Origin of the sequence: Paenibacillus sp. UASWS1643, assembly GCF_008693195.1 — a bacterium.
GTDB lineage: Bacteria > Bacillota > Bacilli > Paenibacillales > Paenibacillaceae > Paenibacillus > Paenibacillus amylolyticus_B.
In genome coordinates this window covers 52,303-77,113 of sequence record NZ_VXKZ01000099.1, presented here as the reverse complement: position 1 = coordinate 77,113, position 24,811 = coordinate 52,303, and the positions used below count along the sequence as shown (strand labels likewise).

Genomic DNA, 24,811 nt, shown 5'->3' with positions numbered 1-24,811 from the left:
CTCCTTTTGGCCAGAGTGACTTATATAATTACACTAAGCTCATTATAATGACGAATAATAGCATGGGCATCAACCAGGTGAGACCCTTGATCTAACTGTGGACAGTAACCGAGCGTATAGGATACCTCTGCGTGACGCCCCATCTGCATATCCCCATTGCTGTCTCCAATTACAACGGTCTCCGCAGGATCGATATGTAATTCACGGCAAGCCAAGAGTGCTGCTTCTCCATCCGGTTTGCCCTGGGTCACCCGATCACAGCCCACAATGGAGGTGAAAAGGGAACGTATCCCCATCCAATCCAGATGTGTCTCTGCTGCCGCTGTACTGTCCGAAGTGACAACTGCCAATGGTATGTCCGCTGACCTGCAACTCTGTAAGAAAGCAAGTAATCCTGGCATCGGTTCAGCCGATTTCCTCTGCCTAACCTCTCGCATGGCTACACTTGAAAATTGGCGTATCGTTGTGATCGCTTCATTCCATGGTATGCCTGCTGCATATAACTGCCCGGCAAGCAATCCCGTGCACTCATCCACAGTCGCAATGGCAAGTGGACCTTGCGGATCATAGCCGACAATGTGACCTTCTGCATTATGAATGGTGCCCAGGACATGCTCCAGTTCAACCGTAAATGAAGCTCCAAGCTCATTCATACGTGATTGTAACTGACTCAGCAACGTCTCTGCCCACGGCCCCCATAGCTGGAGAAATTCCAGCAGTGTTCCATCTTTATCAAATAGGATACCTTTACATAGGATCTGCGCTCCATTCACTTGAAGCATAGCCATCCGTACCACCTCCATCAAGTTATGATATAAATGCATACAGCCCTTAATGCAGAATAATCAATACCTACTTGATGGTACTTAACCAAGCCAGTACCGTCTTGACGGTCTGATTCAGTTGTTCTTCTCCACTCACTTCTGGCTCGCCATCCCCTTTTTGATGACCATAATCACCAAACTGGGCGTGGTTACCACCTTCAATGGTGTAATATACCGTGTCTTCCGGAAGATACATCCGTCCACTCTGATACTTCGTGGCATTCACGACCTCATCTTTAGTACCCAGAATAGATAAAGCAGGTATTCCAAGTGACTTTACGCTTCCTTTTTCATCCGGGTAAGATGCCAAGAAGAAGATCCCGTGAAGTGCATCTGGATGTGCGGCTACATAACGTGCAGCCATGGACCCACCGAGAGAGTGTCCACCCATAACGAACTGTTCGTCCGGATATGCGGCCAGAATCTCATCTGCCAAGTTTGGCTTAAGCACTGCCAGGTTAACTGGCATCTTGGCAATGATGGTGTGATGACCCGCAGCAGCCAGCTCATGGGCAAGTGGTGCATAACTTTCCGGTTTTACCAATCCACCAGGATAGAAAAGTACACTTTTCCCCGTCGGTTTGTCTGGCACAAAATCAATCCAGTTCTCTTGTTCGCTCACGGTCACCTTATTGGCTGTTTCCATAGCTGTTTGAGCTGTCTCCTGTGGACCGTATGGTGTGAATAATTTCCACGCAACAAATCCACATCCAATGACAATGAGCGCCAGAAGTACGAGCAGGAATTTCCCGATGCCCCTCTTCTTGCGCCCTGTATTATACCGATTTCTCAACATTAATCACCTTTCTTCACTTCCGCAGGTGCCGCGGCTCACAGAATTGGGAGCCCTCGTTCATCAGGCTCCCCTTCTACGAATTAAAAAATATTATTCAGCCTTGGCCTTGCGGTAAGCATCCATATATTGTTCCGCTTTGCGACGGACATGACTCAGATCACCCGTCTTCACAGCTTCCGATGTCAAGTCGGAGCCGATACCTACAGCCACTGCTCCACCTTTGATCCAATCTCCCAGATTAGACAAGGATACCCCGCCAGTTGGCATAAAATTCGCCTGCGGCATAGGGCCCTTCATCGTTTTGATAATCGAAGGATCATACAGATTACCCGGGAACAACTTCACAATGTCCACGCCGAGTTCCAATGCGCGTTGAACATCAGCAATCGTCATCACACCAGGCAGAATCGGAATTCGATACAGGTTGCAGATCTGAACCGTATCCGGGTTCAGGGAAGGTCCAACGACAAACTCGGCACCCGACATGATAGCCGCTCTCGCCGTTTGCGGTTCAAGCACCGTTCCCGCACCAATAATCGCGAATTTCTCTGGATCTTGTGTGTTCCAATGGTATACACGGCTTAATTTTTCAATGGCTTTGAGTGCACTGGGTACTGTCATCGTAATCTCGATAACTTTAATGCCACCCGCAATCGCTTGCTCGGCCATGGCAATGACTTGATCAGCAGAATCTGCACGCAGAACTGCCACAACCCCATTGTCCGTAATCTTTTGCAACAGCTGAAGCTTCTTCATTTCATTCTCTCCCTTGTCAATGTGGTGGTTGTGTATACAAGCCTTACATTTAAGAACGAAGATGAGCCATATATGATTTCAGCAGCGACTAGCGCTCAACATGGGCAACATTGTTCAGCTTGGCCTCGACCTGCCCCCACGTCGGGAGCGCCTCCCAATCGCCAACAGCCTGTATAACCATGGAACCGGTCAAATTGCCGAGACGGGTTGCTTCCTGCGGGGAGTATCCTTTTAATATACCCGTTAAAAATCCCGCGCAGAATCCATCTCCTGCACCTACCGTATCCAGAACATGATCCGCCTTAAAGTACGGAACTTCAGTTAGGGTACCATTCGCCAATACGTAGGTCAAATCAGGGCCACCCTTCACAATGCACACAGCATTCATGGCAGATAAACGCTCAAGTACTTTTTGATCATTTTCTTCGTTATATAGAAGTTTCATCTCGTCCAGCCCCGGTAAAAAGTAGTCCGCCAGTTCAGCTATACGCAGTATAACCGGACGGGCCTCATCCGCAGACCATAGTTTGAGACGCAGATTCGGATCAAAGCTTACTTTCACCCCTGCCTGTTTGGCAATATGTATGGCAGCCTCTACCGTAGCAAGTCCCGACGGGCTTATCGCTGCCGTTATACCCGTAACGTGCAATATCTTCGCCCCGGCAATATAGTCGGGATCCAGATCATCAGGTGTGATCGCACTTGCAGCAGATAGTTTCCTATAATAATGCACCGAGGCTTTCCCGGAAGCGTTCTCACGAATCATCAAACCAGTGGGCTCGTGATCACTTAACCTTACCCGAGATACATCTACGCCTTCACCGCGAATGGCTTTCAGAATCATACTGCCGATCGGATCATTGCCCAAGCGTCCAAACCAACCACTGGTATGCCCCAGGCGGGATACGCCAATAGCCAGATTGCTCTCAGCACCTCCGAAAGACTTGTCCAATGTGGCTGCATATTCCAGCCCTCTTGTATCCTTGGCAGTCAGCAAACCCATACTCTCCCCAAACGTAATAATTTCCGGGCTTGGATAGGGACTCGTTGACATGATTTCTTCCCTCCTTATCGTTACATTCCCTCATCTTCTTTTTCTATTGTCATCCTCTATGCAACCGTTGTCAATCCCGTTGCGTTCATTTTGTTGTCACAGCTTTGAGAAAAGATAACGCTTACTAATGTGAATTAAATCACAATAGATAATGCACATCCATATTACCCTTATTACAGATGCAAATGACCTGGCAACCAGGGTCTATAAGGGGGCTACACCATGAAAAATCAGACACTGATCCGGGATGATCAGGAATCTTTCTTTTACAATCTGCGCTTTATGCTTATCGTCTGTGTCCTAGCTGGTAATGCACTTGAACCACTCATTACACGTTTTGCAGGAGCGGAAGCTCTGTTCCTGTGGATATATACGTTTCACATGCCACTCTTTGTGTGGGTAACCGGGTATTTTGCGACACACTCACTCCAAGGTGCATCTGGGCGAAACGTCCTGAAGCAGATTGCACTACAGTATGTACTGTTTCAGTCCTTATACGCACTAATGGACTTTACCGTATTCCACACACCCCATATGCGGCTATCCTTCTTTGCACCTTACTTGCTGTTATGGTTTCTCGCGAGTCATTTCTGTTGGCGACTGTTGCTTCGTCTGACGATTTCCTGGAAACCGATATATCGGCTGATTGGATCGATTGCGCTTGGTATAATTGCCGGGTATTTGCCCATCGACGGGTTCTGGCTCAGCTTCAGCCGTACGTTTGTATTTCTGCCGTTCTTTGTCATCGGTTATGACTATGGAGCAACCATCCGTTCACGTTTATTATCCGGTTGGGGGCGAAAAACCGCAGCCATCCTCTCTGCTGCACTGTTGGTATGGATCGGGTATGGGGGTTTGAATATTTCAACCGGATGGTTACTCGGCAGCATGACGTACGCCGAACTGGGTCACCACGAATGGTATGCCGGCATCTTCCGACTTGGAGTCTACCTATTGGAGATCGCATCGGCAGTACTGTTCTTGGCCTGGGTACCTTCCTTGACTTCCAGACTGACGGACCTTGGACGGCGCACACTCTATGTATTCCTGCTGCATGGGTTTCTCGTTCGTCTCGCGATCTGGTCCGGAGTCTACAGTTATATGGGAAGCTCGGCGTATATTCCAGTCATACTGGTCATTGCCATACTCTTCGCAGTCACACTGGCTCTGCCGGCTGTACGTCACACGTTCAAACCCTTAATTGAACCGGATATATCCCGATTTTCTTTCAATCGACATGAGGTGTTTAAACGATCGGCCTAACGCTCTGACGGATCTCTTCACCATCGATTCTATTCTAGTGTGTTGTTTCAGGCTGGAAATAAGGTGGTAAATTAGGGATACGCGCTACAAAAAACAACTTATCGTTGTAAGGAGTGATTTGTAATGGCACGTCAACCGACGTCAGAACGCAAGATGAGCCGTGAGGAAGCTGGCAGATTAGGTGGCAAAGCGACTTCCAAGAACCATGATCGAAGCTTCTACCAGATGATTGGAAAAAAGGGTGGAGAAGCGACTTCAGATGCCCATGACACTGACTTTTACAAGCAGATTGGACGCAAGGGCGGCGAAGCAACCTCCGAAACCCATAATAAGGAATTCTATCGTGAGATTGGACGCAAAGGTGGAAGCAACTAATGAATTCCGCTCGCCACATCGAAACATGATCATAGCTTTCCCGCAAATCAAGAAGTCTAATTCCATGAAAATGGTTTGAGGCTTCTTTCTATTGATTGTAGAAATATGACGACGGTTGTGATAGACTCAATAGAAAAACCGGGTGTTCACGGGTTTAAAGCAGCAAAGAATTTCACAAACTACGGGGAGCCAGACACCGGCAAACCGGTCCTTTTTTTTAGAGTACGGATGAAATTAAACGACAGATGCACTGCCATTTACTTTTCCATTCATGTTGCTCAATATTATATATTTGGGGGGAAACACACCATGTCAGCCAAGAAGATGCGTTCCGATATGATCAAAAAAGGTTTTGACCGTGCACCGCACCGGAGTTTGCTCCGCGCAGCGGGCGTTAAAGAAGAGGATTTCGGCAAGCCATTTATTGCCGTATGTAACTCTTACATCGATATCGTACCCGGCCACGTTCACCTGCAGGAATTCGGTAAAATTGTAAAGGATGCTATTCGTGAAGCCGGTGGCGTTCCATTCGAATTCAACACCATCGGAGTAGATGATGGTATTGCCATGGGACACATTGGTATGCGTTACTCGCTGCCAAGCCGTGACATTATCGCGGATTCCGTGGAAACGGTTGTATCTGCTCACTGGTTCGACGGCATGGTATGTATCCCGAACTGCGATAAAATTACACCAGGCATGATGATGGGTGCACTCCGCTGTAATATCCCTACCGTGTTTGTCAGCGGTGGACCGATGAAAGCCGGTCGTGACAGCAATGGTAAAGCTCTGTCCTTGACCTCTGTATTTGAAGGCGTAGGTGCTTACCAAGCAGGTAAAATCGATGATAAGAGCTTGCTTGAACTTGAACAGTTCGGCTGTCCAACATGTGGATCATGTTCCGGTATGTTTACTGCAAACTCCATGAACTGTCTGGCTGAAGCGATGGGACTGGCTATGCCAGGTAACGGAACTATCCTGGCTGTTGCTCCTGAGCGTCGTGAGTTTGTTAAACAATCTGCCAAACAACTGATGGAACTTATTAAAATGGATCTGAAACCACGTGATATCGTTACTGTAGAAGCGATCGATAACGCGTTTGCTCTGGATATGGCGATGGGTGGATCTACGAATACAGTACTGCACACGCTGGCACTGGCTCATGAAGCAGGCATTGAGTATCCAATCGAGCGTATCAATGAAGTAGCTAACCGCGTTCCTCATCTGGCGAAACTTGCACCTGCTTCCGATCTTCACATCGAAGACGTTCACAATGCAGGCGGCGTAAGCGCAGTGCTGAACGAATTGCTCAAGAAACCAGGCGCAATTCATGGGGACTGCATTACTGTAACGGGTAAAACGATCCGTGAGAACGTTGAAGGGAAAGAAATCCAGGATACAAATGTCATTCACCACTTGGATAACCCGCATTCCGAAAAAGGCGGCCTGGCTGTATTGTTTGGTAACCTTGCACCACAAGGCGCTATCATCAAAGTTGGTGCAGTTGATGCTTCGGTTGGCGGATACCACAAAGGTCCTGCCATCTGCTTTGACTCCCAGGAGCAAGCGCTCGAAGGCATTGCTAACGGCAAAGTAAAAGAAGGACATGTTGTTGTTATCCGTTATGAAGGACCGAAAGGCGGACCAGGTATGCCTGAGATGTTGGCTCCTACTTCCCAGATCGTAGGTATGGGGCTCGGTGCCAAAGTTGGTCTGATCACCGATGGACGCTTCTCAGGCGCATCCCGCGGAATCAGTATCGGACATATCTCTCCGGAAGCAGCTGAGGGTGGTCCAATCGCCTTTGTTGAAGAAGGAGACATCATCGAGCTGGATCTGAACAACCGTATCATCGAATTGCACATCAGTGACGAAGAGTTTGAACGTCGTCGCGCAGGTTGGAAAGGCTTTGAACCGAAAGTTAAAACCGGTTACCTTGCTCGTTATTCCAAACTGGTTACCAATGCAAGCAACGGTGGTGTACTGAGTATCTAATTTACGCTATCCTTTACTGGGCCTATTGGAAACAATCTAATAAATAAAGGGTTGCTCTTCTGCCAAATCTGGCGAAGGGCAACCCTTTTCTTTTGCTGGTTGGTATGATTAGTCCGTTTAGTTCCGCTCTGGCAGTATCTCTTGTTCAATCAACAACGATTCATCTCCGGATTCTTCTACCGATGCAGCCACCTGCATCGTATGTTGACCGTAACGTTCCAACAATATATCCAGCGGCATAGCAATCATCTTGGGTACCAATTGTTCTGTACGCTGTTTCAGACGTTTGGTTCCTGCAGGATGGATCACACTTAAGAGCAGTTTCAGGTATACTTTGGATGCAGCGCTGAACGGTCCAGGGGGCAATTCTTGTACGGTAAATCCAAATTTTTCCGGACCTCTGTTAATCATACTCACACCGTATATGGCTTTGGCAGAGCGTAACTCCGGTTCGAGTACCACCATGCGTGCCAGATCCGGCAATTGCTGTTCCATGGTCCGAATCATGCGAATAGCCAAATGCATACTGGAACGTGACGTCACTCCAAGTTCAAACAACTTCTGATTGTCAAAATGCAGTTCTATCACCGGATCTCCATTTAGAATGACATGGCCATCATTCATCTCCACCCGTGCTCCGTGATATACACGTAATCTGAAGTGCAGCATTGGGTCCTCTGGCGAAGCCGTCCGTAGATGATATAGCCAGTGGAACAACTTTTCCCAGCCCAACCATAAGGCAACAACGATTCGTTTCCATAGCTTCAATGGTGTTTGTAATTGCGTTTTGTTCTGGGATTCGCTCACTGTGATACCTCCCATCAACGTATCAACGCGTACACTTTGCAGCCCAAGCCGTTCAGCTTCCTGCAAGACGACTTCCAGCGCCTGAAGCATCTGCTCCGGCGCGTGTGCATCTGCACCAAGGGTCGTTCCTCGATCATGTAGCAGCATGACCTCTCCGCCTCTCAGTTCCTTCAGCATCCGTTCAGTCAATCTCTGGGCACCTACTCGGCTTCTCCAGTCTTCAAACATGGAAGACCACAGTACAATCTTTCGTTCTTTCTTGCTGAAAAAATCAAACAGATTCATAATCCCCCACGGTGGACGATAATAACAAGTCTTCACGCCGGTTACTTCATGGATAATCTGACCTGTTCGCTGAATCTGATCACGAACAGTACGCGGCCGCATAAGCCAGTTTGTCTTGTGAATATAATTATGAATGCCAATAAGATGACCCTCGTCATGTATGCGTTGTATGAGTTCAGGATGACTCGCAGCATGTTCTCCAACGACAAAAAATGTGGCTTTTGCTTGATGCTGACGAAGCAGATCGAGCAATCTTGGCGTATAATGTGGATCTGGCCCATCGTCAAACGTTAATGCAAATTGTGTATCACTTCTTCCCCGTCGAAATACACGAAATCCAAAAAGCCTGCTAATCAAACTTGGAATAAAGGCGTAAAAAGATGAAAGATACAATAACCACAGTAGAATACTCTGAAGTATCATTGTCATGTTGCAAGCTCCCCACTTCTCCTGCTGAATTGCGGTGCACTATGGCACTATCTAAAATAAACCGCCTTTAATTTTATCATAGTTTAGACTTTTCTTGAATCCTGTTTTCCCAAAAAGATAGCTATCGTGTACAATATATACATTATAATGAACTGCCTGCAAAGGAGCCATGTCCATGCTACCGCTTTACAAAAAATACGGGCGAACTGTCTTTGATATCGCTTTGCTCGTATTAACCGTGTACGTAATCATGTACAGTTTTAGCCAATTATACCATGTGGCTGCACCGGTCTTTCTATCATTCATTGTGTATTGGATGATTGAACCGCTGGCCAAATTTTTACATCGCAAAGGATTGCCCAAGACACTTGGAGCCGCCATCTCCGTCTTGTTGTTTCTTGCATTAATTGTCGCTGCCTTTTTTGGGGTAGGCTTGATTATCATTTCACAAATTTCCAATCTTCAAGATAATTTCCCCGTATACATTGAAATGATACAACGTGAATTCACCAATCTGGTGTTATTCATTCAGGACAAGTCAGACGCTCTCCCTGATGGAGTTATGGAAAAAGCGAATGATTATTTTGCAACACTGACCGGGTTCCTGTCCAAATGGGTAACGAGCGGAGCTCAATTCGTCGTAGGCTTCCTCAGTTCGTTCTCATCGTTTATTACGAACTTCGGAATTGCGATTATTCTAGCCTTCTTTCTCAGTATCGAGATTGAATCCTGGCGCAAGTTCGCCCGTGCGAAAACGCCCAAAACATTAAAGTTAGCTATTGAATTCATGCGTAATCACGTGTTCAAGACAATCCGCTCGTATTTGAAGGCACAGATGATCATGATGCTCATTACGTTTGTATTGATTTATGCTGGTTTGTTGATTTTGGGAACCTCTAACGCCTTTACGATTGCGGCAGTCTGTGCAGTTTTTGATCTGGTACCATTGCTTGGCGTTCCTGTTGTATTCATTCCATGGATCGTCTACTTGTTCATTATAGGCAATAGTAGCCTGGCGATCGGCCTGATTGTGATTCTGGCGGTGACGATGCTGACACGGCAGTTGTTGGAACCGAAGATATCGGGTAACTCGATTGGTGTATCTTCGGCGTACTTGATGCTTTCGTTTATGCTGATTTCCCTTTCGATCTTTGGCCTGGCTGGTGTAGTGTTATCTCCAGTGCTCCTGATCCTTCTGAAAGAACTGTTACAACAAGGGTATCTGCAAAAGTGGATTCACCTGCCAAAAGATGAATTTGAGTCCTCTCCATTAGTAATGGACCCACCCGTTAATAAGGCCTCATCGAATTCTGCCGAATCTACTGTACAACGTCCCGTTCCTGCGAAGAATCATGAGGACTCAGCCAAGTAGTCCATCACCTTCCTGAAGAGTGCCGTCGCCTGATGTTGGCTGTCAGGAGAGACATTTTGAACAAGAACAGCTACAGCATATCTGGGTTGTTCTACCGGTCCATAACCAATGAACCATTGATTGTTGCGCTTCTCTCCATGTTTCTGTACCTGAGCTGTACCTGATTTCCCTGCAACATGCCACCGTGCACGCTGCAGGGATTTTCCTGTTCCCTCACGAACTACCTTATTCATCCAGGATAACAGTTTATGCGCTGTTGCGGGAGCAATCTGTCCTGATGCTGAAGGTGAATCATGCAAGGGCATCTCCAGCATGGTGCCACCATCCGCATATCGGATGCGCTTAACGAGACGTGGGGCACTAACCTTTCCATCATGTAACAGTGTCACAATCAGATTGGCGGCTTGCAGCGGTGTGACCAAGACATCTCGCTGACCGATGGCTGTCTGTATTTTCGCACCTTCATCAGCATCAGTAACAGCCTCTGTTCTCACACGCCCTTGATCCTCATGATCAAAGTGTCGTAACACGGGCATTCCTGCCATCTGCTTCCCCTCCCAGCCAATCGGACGCGCGAGTCCCAGACGATCAGCCGCGTTCTCCAGTTGTTCCATACTAAGCCTGCGCGCCGTTTCAGCGAATACGATGTTGCAAGACTCAGCGAATCCTTGCTCCAGATTCAGGTCTCCATGGCCATGCTCCTTCCAGCAAGACAGCCCATATCTTCCGTACTCACCACCGCAATGGAATTCTTCTCCGTTAGAAACCGCATGATACTCCAAAGCAGCAGCGGCAGTGACAATTTTGAAAATGGAACCCGGTACGGCTCCCTGTACTGCACGATTCCCCCAGGCCGATTGCTTGGGGTCCACATGTTGTGGCTGATAGAAAGGGCGTGAGATCATGGCGCGAACATCTGCGTTAGCGGCATCTAACACAACAATGGCCCCTTCTTGTAATCCAGATTCTTGCGTCAACTCCTCCAACCTACGCTGTAACTCAGCATCCACTGTGGTTTCTACACGTAAAGGATAATGGCTATTGGTCGGTGCAATGACATGCGGCTGAATATCAGGGATAATCTCTCCACCACCCGAGACCATGCGTGATACAAGCGTAGGGCCAATTCCCCTTAACAGGGGTTCAAGTGTCCTCTCCAGTCCGGCTGCTCCTGATTTCATAGCAAATGGCTGTTTTACTTCATCCTGATGCCCAGTTAGAACTTTGGAGGACTCAGGCTGTTCAGCCAGATAACCCATCCACTGCATTCCTGTATGCCCCTGAAGATACCTTGTCATCATCGGATAGATGCCAGCTCCTTGCAGGTGCAAACTACGTAGGCGCTCCACCTGAGCAGCGGTCAAATGAACCGGCTGATGTGTACCTGCTGTCCAGAAATGAGGAATACTTTCCTGAATCCACTCCTTCTTCAATTGATCCAGATCGGTATGTAATATAGCTGCTAACTCTGTCATCTTGGGGCCTTCTAATGTCCCATGCTTGCGTAATTTCGCTAATGGATCTGCCCGTGGAAAAAGAACCAATCCCCATTGCAGCTTACCAGTCAACGCTTCACCCTTGTAATCCGTAAATTGTCCCCGCCCCGGGTCAAGCATCACCCCGCGTTCACGCTGCAATACAGACATTTCACGTACCGTTCGATGAAATCCAGGCATCGTCTGATTCACCTGAACAATCTGGACCCATCCCAATCGTAATATAAGCAATCCAAAGACTAGAGTTAGAAGAATACAAGTTATATAGATTCGCCGTTTCGCAAGGAGATGCATCCCAATCTCACCTTTTTTCATTTTGACCATATTATTGCTGATATGACTTGGAATTATCCGGTAAACCAAAAGAAAACCTGTCCCATGTGCGGGACAGGTTATCCTCATTTCAACCTTGGCTTGTTACACCGTAAAGCGTGACAAGGTTTCTTTCAGTTCAGTAGACACATTCTCCAGTTTGCCAGACAGATTGACCAGCTGGTTACTGATATTTTGCTGTTCACTGCTCAAGGAAGCTACTTCTTGAGACGTTGCAGAAGATTCTTCAGCTACAGCGCTGACATTGCTCATGGCTTCAGACAACGTACCTTGGGATTGGTTTAATTCTCCAATAGAACCTGTCACCATGCCCAGACGTTCCACAAATGCACCCATCTGTTCCTGTACGGAAGCAAAGATGACGTTGGTGTCTTTAACCGCATCCATCTGTTCCTTGAATAACGGATAGGCTGCAGACAGTGCATCCACGGTCTCATTCATTTCAGTCATGATTTTGTCTGTGATCTCTCCTACCATCTCAATCGATTGTCTGGATTGAGCCGCAAGCTGACGAACCTCATCTGCCACCACCATGAATCCACGTCCGGCTGCACCGGCACGTGCTGCTTCAATGGTCGCATTCAGGGAAAGGATATTCGTCTGTTTCGTTATGTTTTGCAGCACTTCAAGCACTTTCAGAACAGAGGACGTACTCTCTTTCAGCGAATCAACCTTATTCACCAGTGCACCAATCATTTCTTCTGTCTTCTGGGTCTTGGTCATCAACTGATTCAGATGTTGTGTTCCTGTCTGACTGGACTTCTCTACATGACGAGCGGAATCACCCATCTGTTCATTAGCAGCGATTACACTCTGCATCTGACGAGAGATATTGTCAGTTAATTCATTACCACGTTCCGCTTCGGTTGCCAAACTGCCTGCACCGCCTGCGATCTCTTCTGTAGCTACGGCGATCTCCGAAGCAGATACAGCCGTTTTCTTGGATGCACTGCTCAGCTCAGAGGCCGTATCCAATACTTCCTGCGCAGAACGATTCGTTTGTTCAACCAGCTTTGTGATCTGCTCCATCATCAGATTAAAGGCGGTAGAGAGCTGACCGATTTCATCTTGGGAGCTGTAAGGTGTACGAACTTTAAGATTACCTTTCGAACCTTCCTGCATCAGGTCTTTCAATTTACCAAGTGGACGAGCGATCATACGCACCATCCAGACCCCGATCAATACTGCAATCCCCGCATCAATCAGCGCCATCCACAAGGTCAGGGTCAGAATGCCTTTTGCATCCTGAACCAAAACAGAGGTAGGTATCATGCCAACCAGTTTCCAATTCGATGTATCCATCGTACTGTATACAGCCAGCATTTCCGTAGATTTGCCATCTACCATATAATCCGTATTCGTACTACCTGCTGGTTCGGTCAACTCTTTGACAAATGCAAGCTCTGTATCTTGACCCGTACCATCCGAGATGGAGGATGCCACCACTTTATTATCCGGAGCAATCAGTTGAAGAATAGCTCCTGGCCCCAGATCAAGCGATTTCAATTGTTGCTCCAGAACTTCCAGTTTCAGTTCAATAACCAGAACATACGACTGAGTAGTCCCTTGCAGGTTTTTCATGGAACGTGCAATGCTGAACGTTGGCGTTGAGCCATCTTCCTTGATCTCTGTTGGAAGCCAGCGATAACCGCCCGCCTCAATCAACTCACTGTACCATGCTTCCTGGCGAATGCTGCCCATGGATGAACTGTTGCTACCGGTACCCATAATGGACTTTGTATCGTCCGTAGGTACCAAATAAATCGCTTCCATGGATTTATTCGTAAATGCAATATTGGACAATTGTTTATTGATCGAACTTGAATTTATGAATGTATCATACGCAGTCAGATTTTGATCTGACATTTTTTGTAACAAGGACTGCATTTCCGGATCAAAGAAAATCTGTGTGGATGTATCCACAAATCTCTCCAAAATAATGTCCATTTTTTGTTTGGTCTGATCAATGGTCTCCTGATTGGCACGCGAGGCATTTTTCTCTATCGTACCCTTGGCTTTTGAATAGGATAATAGACCTAAACTCACTACAAAAATCATGATCCCCGCAAAAAAGATCAAGAACAGTTTAACCCCTACGGATTTAACCGGATTTGCCTTCCTAATTTGTTTGAAAGAAGACCCTCCAAGGTTTTTCCAATCCCGGTTTTTTAATTGTTTTTTTACCCAACCGGTCTTGATCCAGCCCAGCTTCAATTTACTACGATCAAACTTAAGTAATTTTTTCCCATTCCCTTTAATTTTACTTTTACCTACTTTTTCTTTCTTCACTTTCTGAACCTGCTCAGGATTAACCTGCTCGGCTTTTGTCACTTGCTCCCCACTGTCTTTCTGCTTCTTTTGAACCATTCCCATTCACCTGCCAGTTATTTACTTGTTGGATTTTTCTTTCTCTCCCCTATAAATATGTAGTATTCGACAGCTTTCTTCGTTCCCCTTTCATATCCCAGAAATATTTTACAACTTTATTCCTATTTTTCTATAAAAAAAAGACCCCCATATGCCGATAAGCGGAGGTCCTACATGTTGATTTCATAACATTATTTTGTTAAATCATAATACAATATTGCTACATTGTAGGTATTTGAACCTATTTCTTTTTTCTCATCATATCAAAATACGAAACCGGCTGATCCACCTTCATTTTAATCAGTTGCAACGGGTGACGAGCAGCATCGAGAACATTGCCCTCTTCATCCTGTATTTCACCGACGAGCTGTTTGAAAAAGTGACCTCCCGGACCGAAAAATTCGATTTCCTGTCCTGGTTTGAAGTGATTGCGCTGTTGAATGGTTGCCATTCCTGTTTCAGCATCATACCCCATGACCAATCCAGCGAAGTCAAAAGGCACGGCCTTTTCTTCTGGTTCATAGATATGATCTTCATGATCTGGTGTATCATAGAAAAATCCGGTATTCAACGGACGATTCGCCGCTTTGTTCATTTCTTCAACCCATTCAGGTTTCAGAACATAATTCTCCGGGTCGGCCATATAGGCATCAATAGCTTGACGGTACACGTTAACCACAGTTGCCACGTAGTGGATCGATTTCATACGTCCTTCGATCTTGAAACTGTCCACGCCCACATCAATCAACTCTGGGATATGACCAATCATGCACAGATCCTTAGATCCCATGGAGAATGAATTATCCTGTTCCTGGAACAGGGGAAGCTGATTCTCACCCAGTTTGAATGGGGCAGGCGCCTTCATCTGCATGTCCTCTTCGCTGACCCACACCGTATCTTCTCTCACATCCTCGAACAGATCATACTTCCAGCGACAAGACTGGCAACAGCCACCCCGGTTGGAGTCCCGATCCGTAAAATGGTTGGAGAGCACGCAACGTCCGGAATACGAGGAACACATTGCCCCGTGAATAAAGGCTTCAATTTCAATATCCACATTGGCCTTGATCTCTTCAATCTCTTCGAAGCTGGTCTCACGTCCGAGAACAACTCGCGGGAGTCCTTCATCTTTCCAGAACTTCACGGCTTGCCAGTTGAGTGTGGATTGTTGGGTACTCAGATGTACCTCAAGGCCCGGCACAGCACGAAGGGCTACCTCAATAATAGCTGGATCAGCTACGATGATCGCAGAAATTCCCGCATTATAGAGGTTTTGCAGGTATGTTTCGATCCCCTCAACATCCTCATTATGTGCATAGATGTTTGTCGCTACGAACACCTTAGCTCCATACTTTTTGGCAAACTCCACACCTTCACGCATCTCTTCAAAGCTAAAGTTATCCGCGTTGGAACGCAGTCCATAGGCCTGTCCACCGATATATACGGCATCTGCACCGTAATGGATCGCAAATTTCAGTTTTTCCAGATTACCCGCCGGAGCTAACAGCTCCGGTTTGTCCAGACGGTTACGTTTACCCGAGAACTTCCGCTGTACCGCCACTGTTTCCATTCTGTTCACCTCATCTATTAATACACTTGTTCTTTATAGAAAAATCCAAACGACAATTCACGTTCAGGGTCCTGTAACTCCCGCACCTCAGCGAGCCACTCTTCAGAGAACGCATAGGCATCAGCATCGGCTACATAACTGTCAATCGCTGTCCGATATGCACGTACAACAGCTTCATTGTAGGTAAGTGATTTTAACATACCTTCAATTTTGAAACTGTGCACACCCGCCTCCATCAACAGATGGAGATCTTCGAGGATACATATATCCTCTGAGCTCATAATGTGTGTACCGTTAATGTCCTCATAGATCGGGAATTTCTCATCCCTGCGTTCAGCTTCGATCAGGAACAATCCCCGTTCTTTGCCCAGATGTCCCTCTACCGGCCGTCCTTGATGAGCCATGTAACTTTGTACCAGACTGCGCTTGGAATGATAAATATTCGTCATGCCATGCACCTGAACCTGGGCCTCCACCTTCAAAAAAGGAACCATTTCCGTCAACTCGTCCATATTCAACTCACGGGCAAGCACAACACGACTCGCTCCCTTAGTTCCCCAATAGTTGGCTGTAGCATAGTTCGTTGAAGTCATCTCCGCATTCCAGTGCAGCTTCACATGTGGCGCGTATTCCTTCATGGTAGCCAGCACGGATGGATCATTAAATTCCACACCATCAATACCGATTCTGCCAAGTGCTTGAACATATTCAGGCAATTCTTTCAACAGCTCGTTGGACATCAGATTAGTCATGGATACATACACACGTGCCTGATGCTTGGCTGCAATGGCAACCACCTCTGCTGTCTCTTCCATGCTAAAGCTGCCTGGGAGACGCATGCCGAATCGATCGTCTCCAATGACCAGAGCATCTGCTCCTGCCTGGAGCAGCACTTCTGCCTCTTTCACATTCGCTGCTGTAACGAGCAGTTCATGTTTCTTACTCATATAATCCCCTCCGCTTATTGCGCAGCCTTACTTTTGGCTATATTTTGCTGGTGTTCCTTATACGTTTTTGCAAATAGATGTCCAGACGAGCCATCCTTTTTTGTCACATAGAACAGATACTCCGAAGCTTCCGGATTTAGCGCTGCCTCAATGGACGGAAGACTTGGACTGGCAATTGGACCTGGTGGCAAGCCTTTGTTCAGATACGTATTATAGGGGCTCTTCACCTTTAGATCCTTGAAAAACAATCGTTCCTTCGGTTTGTCGAGCAGATATTGCACGGTAGCATCAATCTCCAGCTTCATATCCTGATTGATCCGATTGTAGATTACACCTGCAACCAGAGCACGCTCCTCATCCACCACAACTTCTTTCTCCACGAGTGACGCAATCGTCAGCAGTTCATGCAGGGAAAGTTTCTTTTCCTGGAGCTTGGCTTCCAAATCAGGAATGGAATTAATCTTGGTCTGGAATTCTTCCAGCATCCGTTGCATCACATCATGCGTGGAACTTCCCTTTTTCAGCTCGTATGTCTCCGGGAATAGATAACCTTCCAATACGTAGCGAAGTTCTTCATCCATTGGAATATCTTTGATGATATCTACATCAAAGGCCGAAGGATCATTGGCCAGCTTGATGAATTCATCCCGATCTACAACATGCTCATAAGAAAGCTTACCCGCCATTTGCAGAACGTTATAACCCTCCGGAATCGTAAATTTCACCATTTCCTCCGGTACAACTTCACCACTACTCAGCTTGCTAACAATCTCATCATATGTCACGCCAGGATTCATAGAATATGTACCCGCCATGAAATTAGAACCTAGTTTCTTCCACTTTAAATACCCTTTAAAGGTTAACCCGCTTCGAATGAGGCCTTCTTCTTGAAGCTGATCCGCGATTTTCGAAGTTCCCGATCCGCTCTTAATCTCGAATACGACCGGTTCTGTAGAAGCTTTCACGGGACGCATCATACTCCATACATAACCGCCTGCGCCTCCGGCAAGAACTACAATGATAAGCAGTATGACTACGATTGCTTTCCCTTTCAAAAAAGAAACAACTCCTTTACACAACCAAAAAGAGCGGACTTCTCCGCCCTCCCGGTTTCTTCAATTTGAAGCTGATTAATCTTCGTCAATGGGGAGTGTACATTCATCATACAGTTCCGAGATGTTCTCCCACTCATCATCATCGTCGATCGTAACTAACTCTGGCATGATCTGGTCTTCACTTCCAGGTGATACCCGCAGAAGTTCAACCTCGTCATAAGGTCGCAACGAACTGCGGAGCACCGCGTATTGCTGACCGCCGACTTCGAACTCAGCCAACAAGTCATACGGTTGTGATTTACCGTTCTCTTCTTCGAGCTCAACATGAGCACCGAATGCCAGACGCAGTGAATCTGTCCATTTCAGGTCTTTGCGGCTATATTCCGTCATTTAGTTCGCTTCCTCTTCATCTTCAGCAAGAAATGTATTAAACGTCTCCTCGACGATATCCCATTCGGCATCATCTTGGATGACGAAAAGTTTAATATCGTCGCCCTCTTCTTCATAACGGAATGCATATACATCCGTTTCGCCATCTTCAGGTTCAACCGGAGCAACCATCATGTACTTGGCCTCCGATCCATCTACTTCAAACTTCATGATGACTTCGAATTCCTCTTCATTACCCTCGTCATCCGCAATGTAAATAATTTCCGCTTCTTCTTCCATACCCAGTTGATCTTCAGCCATTGTTGATCCCCCTCACCTTCTACTATTGGCATCCAAATAATTTTGCAAAATCAAGCTTGCGGCCATTTTGTCCACAACCTGCTTGCGTTTTTTCCGACTGACATCCGCTTCGATCAGCGTACGTTCTGCTGCCATGGTTGTCAGCCGTTCATCCCAAAGGTGAACAGGTAAATTCAGTTCATCCCGCAGGCGTTCGGCAAAAGCAATGCATATCTCACCGCGCGGTCCTACGGTGCCGTTCATGTTTTTGGGAAGTCCGACTACGATCTCACTAATCTCATGCTCACGCACAAGTTCGGCAATCCGAGCGAACTCGCCTTCATCACGGCGGCGTTCTAGCACTTCCAATCCCTGGGCAGTCCAACCGAAGGCGTCACTCGCGGCAACTCCGATTCTTCGGTCCCCATAGTCCAAACCTAATATTTTCATCCATGCTCTCCCATCCTGGGGCCTGCTCAGATCGATTACAAATAATCGCCTTCTCAAGCTTCAGGCTGTCTTCTGTCGGTTCATTTCCCGCTGTCTGCATGGCTGCAACACAGCGGAAGCGGCGTACATTACCGGTGATTGGCCAGATAGGAACGTACAAGCTCTTCAATCAGCTCATCGCGCTCCTTTTTACGGACCAGACTACGTGCGTTGTTGTGACGAGGAATGTATGCCGGGTCTCCAGAAATAAGATACCCAACAATCTGGTTGATCGGATTATACTCCTTATCGACCAATGCATCATATACCGTGAGAAGAATCTCTTTGGATGATGCTTCCTGTTCGTCACCTTTCACATTAAATTTAACCGTCTTATCCATGGAGTCCATTGATGACACCTCGCTCCTGCATGAACATGGGGACCATGTCCTGCCGAATTGATTTCTGTTTATATAATAACATATTCTGACTGCCACAAGTAAACAAAGGATAAGGCAATTGTGTTTTTTGCTTGTCCTTTACTGGCTTCAGCATATTGCATCAGTCGGATTCCACTCGCTCTCAGGTACAAAAGTTGGACGGGAAGAAGCATCCCGATCCAACCTCCGTATAAACGAACAGAACCTTTCGAACTATATTTTGGCCCTTTGAAAGCCCTAGTTCGATTTATGCAGTATGCCCGCTAACCAGCGAAACCGCCAGTTTCAGCGCTTCATCCAGCTTGGTCGCATCCTTACCTCCGGCTTGCGCCATATCTGGACGTCCACCGCCACCGCCGCCGCATACTGCTGCGACTTCTTTGACGATTTTGCCTGCGTGTAATCCTTGTTTTACTTGTTCAGCAGGTACAGCTACAACAAAATTCACTTTGCCGTCAGCTGGAGCACCCAATACGAGTACCGCGTTAGGCAATTTTACTTTCAACTCATCTGCCACTGTACGCAGCGCATCCATGTTCGGAGCATCTACGCGTGCTGCCAGTAACTGTGTATTTCCTGCTTGTACCACTTGATCCGTCAATTGACCCGCTTCCATGGCACTCAGCTTGCTTTGCAGGGATTCAGTCTCTCTGGCTGCTTCTTTCAGTTGTTGGTTCAGACCTTCAATCCGTTTAGGTACATCAGCCACATTTGCTTTGAGCAGTGCTGCTGTTTGTTTGAGCAGTTCCAACTGGCTTTCCACATACAGATATGCGCCGCGGCCAGTTACAGCTTCGATCCGGCGTACGCCGGAGCCAATTCCACTCTCGCTCACCAGTTTGAAGATTCCAATCTCTGAAGTATTATTTACGTGACAGCCGCCACAAAGTTCCAAACTGTAGTCTCCGACTTGAACAACACGTACAATATCTCCATATTTTTCGCCAAACAGGGCCATTGCACCCATTTCTTTAGCTTCATCAATAGCTTTCAGTTCGATGTTCACGTTCAGACGATTCCAGATCTGTTCGTTCACCTGGCGCTCAATTTCTGTCAACTCTTCCGGCGTAATGCTGCCGAAGTGAGAGAAGTCAAACCGCAGACGCTGTGGCTCTACGAGCGATCCTGCCTGGTTTACGTGTGTGCCGAGCACATCTTTGAGTGCCTTGTGCAGCAAGTGGGTTGCTGTATGGTTTTTGATAATGTCGCCACGTTTCGCTGAGTCTACTTCGGCGTTGATCACATCACCTACACGCAGTTCGCCAGACTCCACAGTCACCAGATGTACATGTTGTCCGAGTGGAGCTTTGAACAAGCCTTGTACTTTTGCTGTTACACCAGCACCTCGCAGCAAGCCCTGATCACTCACTTGACCGCCACTTTCCGCGTAGAACGGAGTCTTGTCCAGAACAACCTGACACGTTTGTCCTTCGCCTACAGATTCAACAAGGGCGTCACCAGCTACGATGGCTACCACTTTTGCTTCCGTCAACAGGTCAGTATAACCAACAAACTCGCTTTTAACCTCCAGGTCAGCAAGTGGTCCGCCTTGAACTTTCATGCTCTCGTTCTCTTGACGCCCAGCACGTCCAAGCTCACGTTGTTTCTGCATGGAAGCATCAAAACCTTCACGGTCCACAGTCAGACCATGCTCTGCAGCATAATCTTCTGTCAGGTCAAACGGGAAACCGTACGTATCATACAGTTTGAAAGCTTCAGGTCCGCTAATAACGGTGCGTCCTTCGGATTTGGCAGCGCCGCTGATATCAGCCAGAATAGCAAGACCATCTGTTAGTGTTTCGTGGAAACGCTCTTCCTCGGTTTTGATTACTTTGGCGATGAACTCTTGTTTGTCTACTACCTCAGGGTAGTACATGCCCATCACTTCACCAACGGTTGTTGTCAATTCATACAGGAATGGACGGTCAAGTCCAAGCACTTTTCCATAACGAACTGCACGGCGAAGCAAGCGGCGGATGACATATCCACGTCCTTCATTACTTGGCAGAACGCCATCACCTACTGCAAAGGCAACTGTACGGATATGATCGGCAATGACTTTCAATGCAACATCAATCTCTACGCTGTCGTTATATTTCACACCCGCAAGAGCGGCTGTTCTCTGAATCATCGGTTGGAACAGGTCTGTGTCAAAGTTGGAATCCACATTTTGCAGAATGGAAGCAAAGCGCTCCAAACCAGCACCTGTATCAATATTTTTGTTAGGAAGCGGTGTGTAGCTACCATCTTTGTTATGGTTGAACTGGGAGAATACCAGGTTCCACACTTCCAGATAACGTTCGTTTTCCCCACCTGGATACATTTCAGGATCACTCATGTCGTTTCCGTAAGCTTCGCCTCGGTCATAGAAGATCTCGGTACAAGGTCCACATGGGCCTTCGCCGATATCCCAGAAGTTTTCATCCAATTTAATGATACGCTCAGCAGGCAGTCCTACTTTTTCGTTCCACAGTTTGAAAGCTTCTTCATCTTCCGGATATACCGTTACGGAAAGACGTTCCGGATCGAATCCGATCCACTCTTTGCTGGTCAAAAATTCCCAAGCCCATGTTACGGTCTCTTCCTTAAAGTAATCTCCAATGGAGAAGTTGCCGAGCATTTCGAAGAACGTATGGTGACGACGCGTTTTACCAACATTCTCGATATCATTGGTACGTATACATTTTTGGGAGTTCGCAAGACGCGGGTTCTCCGGCTTTTCACGTCCGTCAAAATATGGTTTGAGCGGTGCCATACCTGCATTAATCCACAAAAGAGAAGGATCGTTGTGAGGTACGAGCGATGCGCTCGGCTCGATTTTGTGACCTTTACTTGCAAAAAACTCTATCCATTTGGACCGGATTTCACTGGCTTTCATACTGGATGCCCCCATTAAATTATAATAGTCCGTTGCGTATTCGCTCCGGTTGGTCAACATTGTTTTTGTAAAAATAAACACAAAAAACGCCCCTGAATAATCAGGGACGATGTTATCGCGGTACCACCCTGGTTATTGCTGTTCATCCCTTGCTGCCCGGACAAACAAACAATCTCCTCGTTCATGCGAAATAACGGTCGCTCCCGGCAGGGTTGTCCTGCACTCCGAAATTAGCTTTCCGCCGCTTCATCTTTCAAGACTCTTCCAGCCATCAGTTCAGGCTCACCCTGATCCAATGAAGTCTATTCTCTGAGGAAAGGAACCCTCGGCGTACTTTATTTCATCATCGATTTCATGTTCTAAACATACACACTCATTATATCGATAGCACAAGCGGGTGTCAACGCGGCCGCGTTGATGTTTTAACCCTGATATTTAGTCGGTCCTTCGTTTGATGTAATAGGCGAAAAAGTGCTGCACAATCACCTTCAGCACGGCAAAAACAGGTACTGCCAAAATTAAACCTACAATGCCTGCCAGTTCACCTCCGACGAGCAGTGCAAATATAATCGACAGTGGATGCAGATGCAACGTACGTCCCACCACCTGAGGAGAAATAACATTACTCTCCAACACTTGGCACAGTGTGTTCACTATGACAACAAGCAGTACCATTTTAAACGATACGGTTGATGCCATGACGACAGCAGGAGCAGCTCCAAGGAACGGCCCCAGGTAGGGCACAATGTTAAACACAGCTACAATGCTTGCAAGCAGCAGGGCATACGGCATATCAATGACGATATAACCAATGTAGGCAAAGATACCAACAATGACACAGACAATAAACTGTCCCCGAATGTAGTTCCCCAGTGCAGTATCGATCTCTTTCATCACCGAGACAATCGCTTTACGACGTGAACGCGGAAGATACGCCACAATGGTGCGCTCAAATACCTCAAAGTCTTTTAACATATAAAAGATCAGAAATGGCACGATAAACACATTAAATAACACATTAATGGTCGCCCCGATATTGTCCATTAACACGGTAATTCCCTGAGTTAGTCGATCCTCCATCTGAAAAAACCAACTGTTCATGCCTGTTCGCACACTTGGCGGCATTAATTTGTGATCCATATTGTTCATCAGGCTCTGTGCACGCATGGATAGTTCCGGCATATGCTCGTTAAGTTCCCCCAGCTGTTCAATCAATACCGGAATCACATTCATCAGAATGACACCGATGCAGGTCAGGAAAAAGGCATATATGAGTAGTACCGCAATCGTACGCGGCACTTTGCGCCCTCCCAGCATGCTGACAATCGGATTGAGTACATAAGATATGATAAGGGCTACGATAAAGGGAGCCAAAACTGTTTTCAGGAACGCATATATGTGAAGCAGTAAAGGCCGCAGCAGCCATATAAAATATAAAATAATCAATCCGAGCAGCAGCCAGATCGCGTAACGGAACAGCTTGTTTTTTGTTAATTGCTCCACTTGCATCTCTCCTTTTGGACTGGCTCTGAGAGTCAGTATATGTAGGAAAGGTAATATTTATTAACACAGCGCAGAAGTGGAAAGGAGCAATCCAACATTTTTTCTTAAACCAAAAAAACGCCTCCTTCATCAGAGAAGGAAGCGCATTTTGCAGCACGGGTTAGCATATAATCATTCATGTGCTACCCGAACCATTATGTAACCACATCTATATGCATCTGCCAACAATTAACGACAGCCCCCATGACAGACATTATCATGAAACCGCATATAGAGGAAGTTATCCTGCTTGTTAAGAAGAAGCGTGAAGATGAGGGAAGTCTTGTGGCAGCTCGTCCCCGAAAAACAAATCATCCAGGGAGCTCAGCGTACCGTCTTCTTCCACCTGATATACAGACATTTTCTCACCGTTCACCGTTAATTCGATAAAGCATCCCCAGCAATAAAACTGGTGGGAACCAATTTTCCCGATATCTTTGGAACTACAGTTTGGACATTTCATATTCATTCACCTATCCATTAACAGAATGAATGGCATTTTCCAAGCGTTGTTCACTCAGAGACGGCACCATAATGGCACTTTCCCCGATGGACATATCGCTTGTACATGGCAGCCATTTGCGGCCCTCGATCAGATCGGACACAAAACCGTCCGTAATTTCAATCCCTATTATTGTATTTCCCAACTCTTGGTCAAAATAAACATCGGAGACACGCCCAAGCAGCAAACCTTCTTCGGTGAGCACGGACATCTCCTTCAATTTAGACCGACCGAGGAGGTACGTGTATTTTATGTCGTCGGCTCCCGTCTTGCGGACAGCCTGTTGATTACGGATCATGACGGCATCTTCGCCGTAGGCAACGATATCTTGCCACTGCACGATTTTGACGTGATTGGTAAACAGACCTTTGTTCTCAAGCTCAATACCTTCGATCTCCCAATCATCATTCACAATGAAATCCTGGATTTTACCGACCTGCTTCCCGTCCTCAACATCAAAAACGGCAAGTCCGATCATTTCCTGAAGCTTCATCGCTGGGTCCCCCTCATCTTCTTATCATTAAATAGGCGCGGCGCTATTGCTAGGTATGCCCAATGTTGATGAGTGGCAATCAGACGCCGATCATCAAAACCGCTTCTATCCAACCGATGAAATGGAACTTCTTC

21 protein-coding genes and 1 pseudogene are annotated in these 24,811 nt (G+C 46.8%); 4 read left to right on the top strand and 18 right to left on the bottom strand.

Going from position 1 to position 24,811, the window contains the following annotated elements; translation table 11 throughout:
- Nucleotides 1-20: 20 nt before the first annotated feature.
- The 4 genes from FE296_RS07370 to FE296_RS07355 all read right to left on the bottom strand — a co-directional run bounded on the left by FE296_RS07370 (nucleotide 21) and on the right by FE296_RS07355 (nucleotide 3,430).
- Nucleotides 21-788 carry an HAD family hydrolase gene (locus FE296_RS07370; RefSeq protein ID WP_150364610.1) on the bottom strand — a complete coding sequence of 256 codons (768 nt, stop codon included), beginning with the start codon at nucleotides 786-788 and terminating at the stop codon, nucleotides 21-23.
- 64 nt (nucleotides 789-852) lie between these two features.
- A complete protein-coding gene (locus FE296_RS07365) occupies nucleotides 853-1,620 on the bottom strand; it encodes an alpha/beta fold hydrolase (RefSeq protein WP_124115628.1) in 768 nt (255 codons plus the stop codon).
- Between the two features lie 90 nt (nucleotides 1,621-1,710).
- On the bottom strand, nucleotides 1,711-2,376 hold the full coding sequence (locus FE296_RS07360; protein ID WP_017686833.1) for a bifunctional 2-keto-4-hydroxyglutarate aldolase/2-keto-3-deoxy-6-phosphogluconate aldolase: 666 nt from the start codon (nucleotides 2,374-2,376) through the stop codon (nucleotides 1,711-1,713).
- An 88-nt stretch (nucleotides 2,377-2,464) separates the two neighbouring features.
- Nucleotides 2,465-3,430 carry a sugar kinase gene (locus tag FE296_RS07355; protein ID WP_150364609.1) on the bottom strand — a complete coding sequence of 322 codons (966 nt, stop codon included), beginning with the start codon at nucleotides 3,428-3,430 and terminating at the stop codon, nucleotides 2,465-2,467.
- A 222-nt stretch (nucleotides 3,431-3,652) separates the two neighbouring features.
- Between FE296_RS07355 and FE296_RS07350 the strand changes: the two genes are divergently transcribed.
- The 3 genes and pseudogenes from FE296_RS07350 (at nucleotide 3,653) to ilvD (ending at nucleotide 7,063) form a co-directional block, all read left to right on the top strand.
- Nucleotides 3,653-4,693, top strand: coding sequence for an acyltransferase family protein (locus FE296_RS07350; protein ID WP_150364608.1), 1,041 nt, complete (start codon nucleotides 3,653-3,655; stop codon nucleotides 4,691-4,693).
- Nucleotides 4,694-4,816: 123 nt separating this feature from the next.
- A pseudogene (locus FE296_RS07345) lies at nucleotides 4,817-5,059 on the top strand (KGG domain-containing protein); the annotation flags it as partial.
- Nucleotides 5,060-5,377: 318 nt separating this feature from the next.
- Nucleotides 5,378-7,063 carry a dihydroxy-acid dehydratase gene (gene ilvD, locus FE296_RS07340; protein WP_074096200.1) on the top strand — a complete coding sequence of 562 codons (1,686 nt, stop codon included), beginning with the start codon at nucleotides 5,378-5,380 and terminating at the stop codon, nucleotides 7,061-7,063.
- Nucleotides 7,064-7,180: 117 nt separating this feature from the next.
- Here ilvD and FE296_RS07335 read toward each other — a convergent pair whose 3' ends face one another.
- Nucleotides 7,181-8,584, bottom strand: coding sequence for a polysaccharide deacetylase family protein (locus FE296_RS07335; protein WP_150364607.1), 1,404 nt, complete (start codon nucleotides 8,582-8,584; stop codon nucleotides 7,181-7,183).
- Nucleotides 8,585-8,759: 175 nt separating this feature from the next.
- On the opposite strand from FE296_RS07335, the gene FE296_RS07330 reads away from it, so the two are divergent.
- Nucleotides 8,760-9,956, top strand: coding sequence for an AI-2E family transporter (locus FE296_RS07330; RefSeq protein WP_124115624.1), 1,197 nt, complete (start codon nucleotides 8,760-8,762; stop codon nucleotides 9,954-9,956).
- Here FE296_RS07330 and FE296_RS07325 read toward each other — a convergent pair.
- The 13 genes from FE296_RS07325 to FE296_RS07265 all read right to left on the bottom strand — a co-directional run bounded on the left by FE296_RS07325 (nucleotide 9,935) and on the right by FE296_RS07265 (nucleotide 24,677).
- Nucleotides 9,935-11,776 (bottom strand): peptidoglycan D,D-transpeptidase FtsI family protein, encoded by a 1,842-nt coding sequence (locus tag FE296_RS07325; protein ID WP_317889403.1) that lies wholly within the window; start codon nucleotides 11,774-11,776, stop codon nucleotides 9,935-9,937. The genes FE296_RS07330 and FE296_RS07325 overlap by 22 nt on opposite strands.
- A gap of 93 nt (nucleotides 11,777-11,869) precedes the next feature.
- A complete protein-coding gene (locus FE296_RS07320) occupies nucleotides 11,870-14,158 on the bottom strand; it encodes a methyl-accepting chemotaxis protein (RefSeq protein WP_411860566.1) in 2,289 nt (762 codons plus the stop codon).
- A 235-nt stretch (nucleotides 14,159-14,393) separates the two neighbouring features.
- The gene (locus FE296_RS07315; protein WP_124115622.1) at nucleotides 14,394-15,722 is read right to left on the bottom strand and encodes a peptidase U32 family protein; all 1,329 of its coding nucleotides are present in this window, start codon (nucleotides 15,720-15,722) and stop codon (nucleotides 14,394-14,396) included.
- Between the two features lie 17 nt (nucleotides 15,723-15,739).
- On the bottom strand, nucleotides 15,740-16,669 hold the full coding sequence (locus FE296_RS07310; protein WP_150364605.1) for a peptidase U32 family protein: 930 nt from the start codon (nucleotides 16,667-16,669) through the stop codon (nucleotides 15,740-15,742).
- A 14-nt stretch (nucleotides 16,670-16,683) separates the two neighbouring features.
- Entirely contained in the window at nucleotides 16,684-17,724 is a 1,041-nt protein-coding gene (mltG, locus tag FE296_RS07305; RefSeq protein ID WP_223868797.1) for an endolytic transglycosylase MltG, read from the bottom strand.
- A 75-nt stretch (nucleotides 17,725-17,799) separates the two neighbouring features.
- The gene (locus tag FE296_RS07300; protein ID WP_062835870.1) at nucleotides 17,800-18,114 is read right to left on the bottom strand and encodes a DUF1292 domain-containing protein; all 315 of its coding nucleotides are present in this window, start codon (nucleotides 18,112-18,114) and stop codon (nucleotides 17,800-17,802) included.
- Entirely contained in the window at nucleotides 18,115-18,414 is a 300-nt protein-coding gene (locus tag FE296_RS07295) for a DUF1292 domain-containing protein (RefSeq protein WP_017686820.1), read from the bottom strand.
- A 12-nt stretch (nucleotides 18,415-18,426) separates the two neighbouring features.
- A complete protein-coding gene (gene ruvX, locus FE296_RS07290; RefSeq protein WP_062835871.1) occupies nucleotides 18,427-18,843 on the bottom strand; it encodes a Holliday junction resolvase RuvX in 417 nt (138 codons plus the stop codon).
- A gap of 128 nt (nucleotides 18,844-18,971) precedes the next feature.
- Entirely contained in the window at nucleotides 18,972-19,232 is a 261-nt protein-coding gene (locus FE296_RS07285; RefSeq protein ID WP_036616950.1) for an IreB family regulatory phosphoprotein, read from the bottom strand.
- A 277-nt stretch (nucleotides 19,233-19,509) separates the two neighbouring features.
- Nucleotides 19,510-22,140, bottom strand: a complete 2,631-nt coding sequence (alaS, locus tag FE296_RS07280; RefSeq protein ID WP_150364604.1) for an alanine--tRNA ligase — start codon at nucleotides 22,138-22,140, stop codon at nucleotides 19,510-19,512.
- Nucleotides 22,141-22,575: 435 nt separating this feature from the next.
- Nucleotides 22,576-23,643 carry an AI-2E family transporter gene (locus FE296_RS07275; RefSeq protein ID WP_124115619.1) on the bottom strand — a complete coding sequence of 356 codons (1,068 nt, stop codon included), beginning with the start codon at nucleotides 23,641-23,643 and terminating at the stop codon, nucleotides 22,576-22,578.
- Nucleotides 23,644-23,935: 292 nt separating this feature from the next.
- Nucleotides 23,936-24,145 (bottom strand): hypothetical protein, encoded by a 210-nt coding sequence (locus tag FE296_RS07270; protein ID WP_017686815.1) that lies wholly within the window; start codon nucleotides 24,143-24,145, stop codon nucleotides 23,936-23,938.
- A gap of 10 nt (nucleotides 24,146-24,155) precedes the next feature.
- Nucleotides 24,156-24,677: a PRC-barrel domain-containing protein gene (locus tag FE296_RS07265; RefSeq protein WP_017686814.1), complete on the bottom strand. Its 522-nt coding sequence runs from the start codon at nucleotides 24,675-24,677 to the stop codon at nucleotides 24,156-24,158.
- Nucleotides 24,678-24,811: the final 134 nt, after the last annotated feature.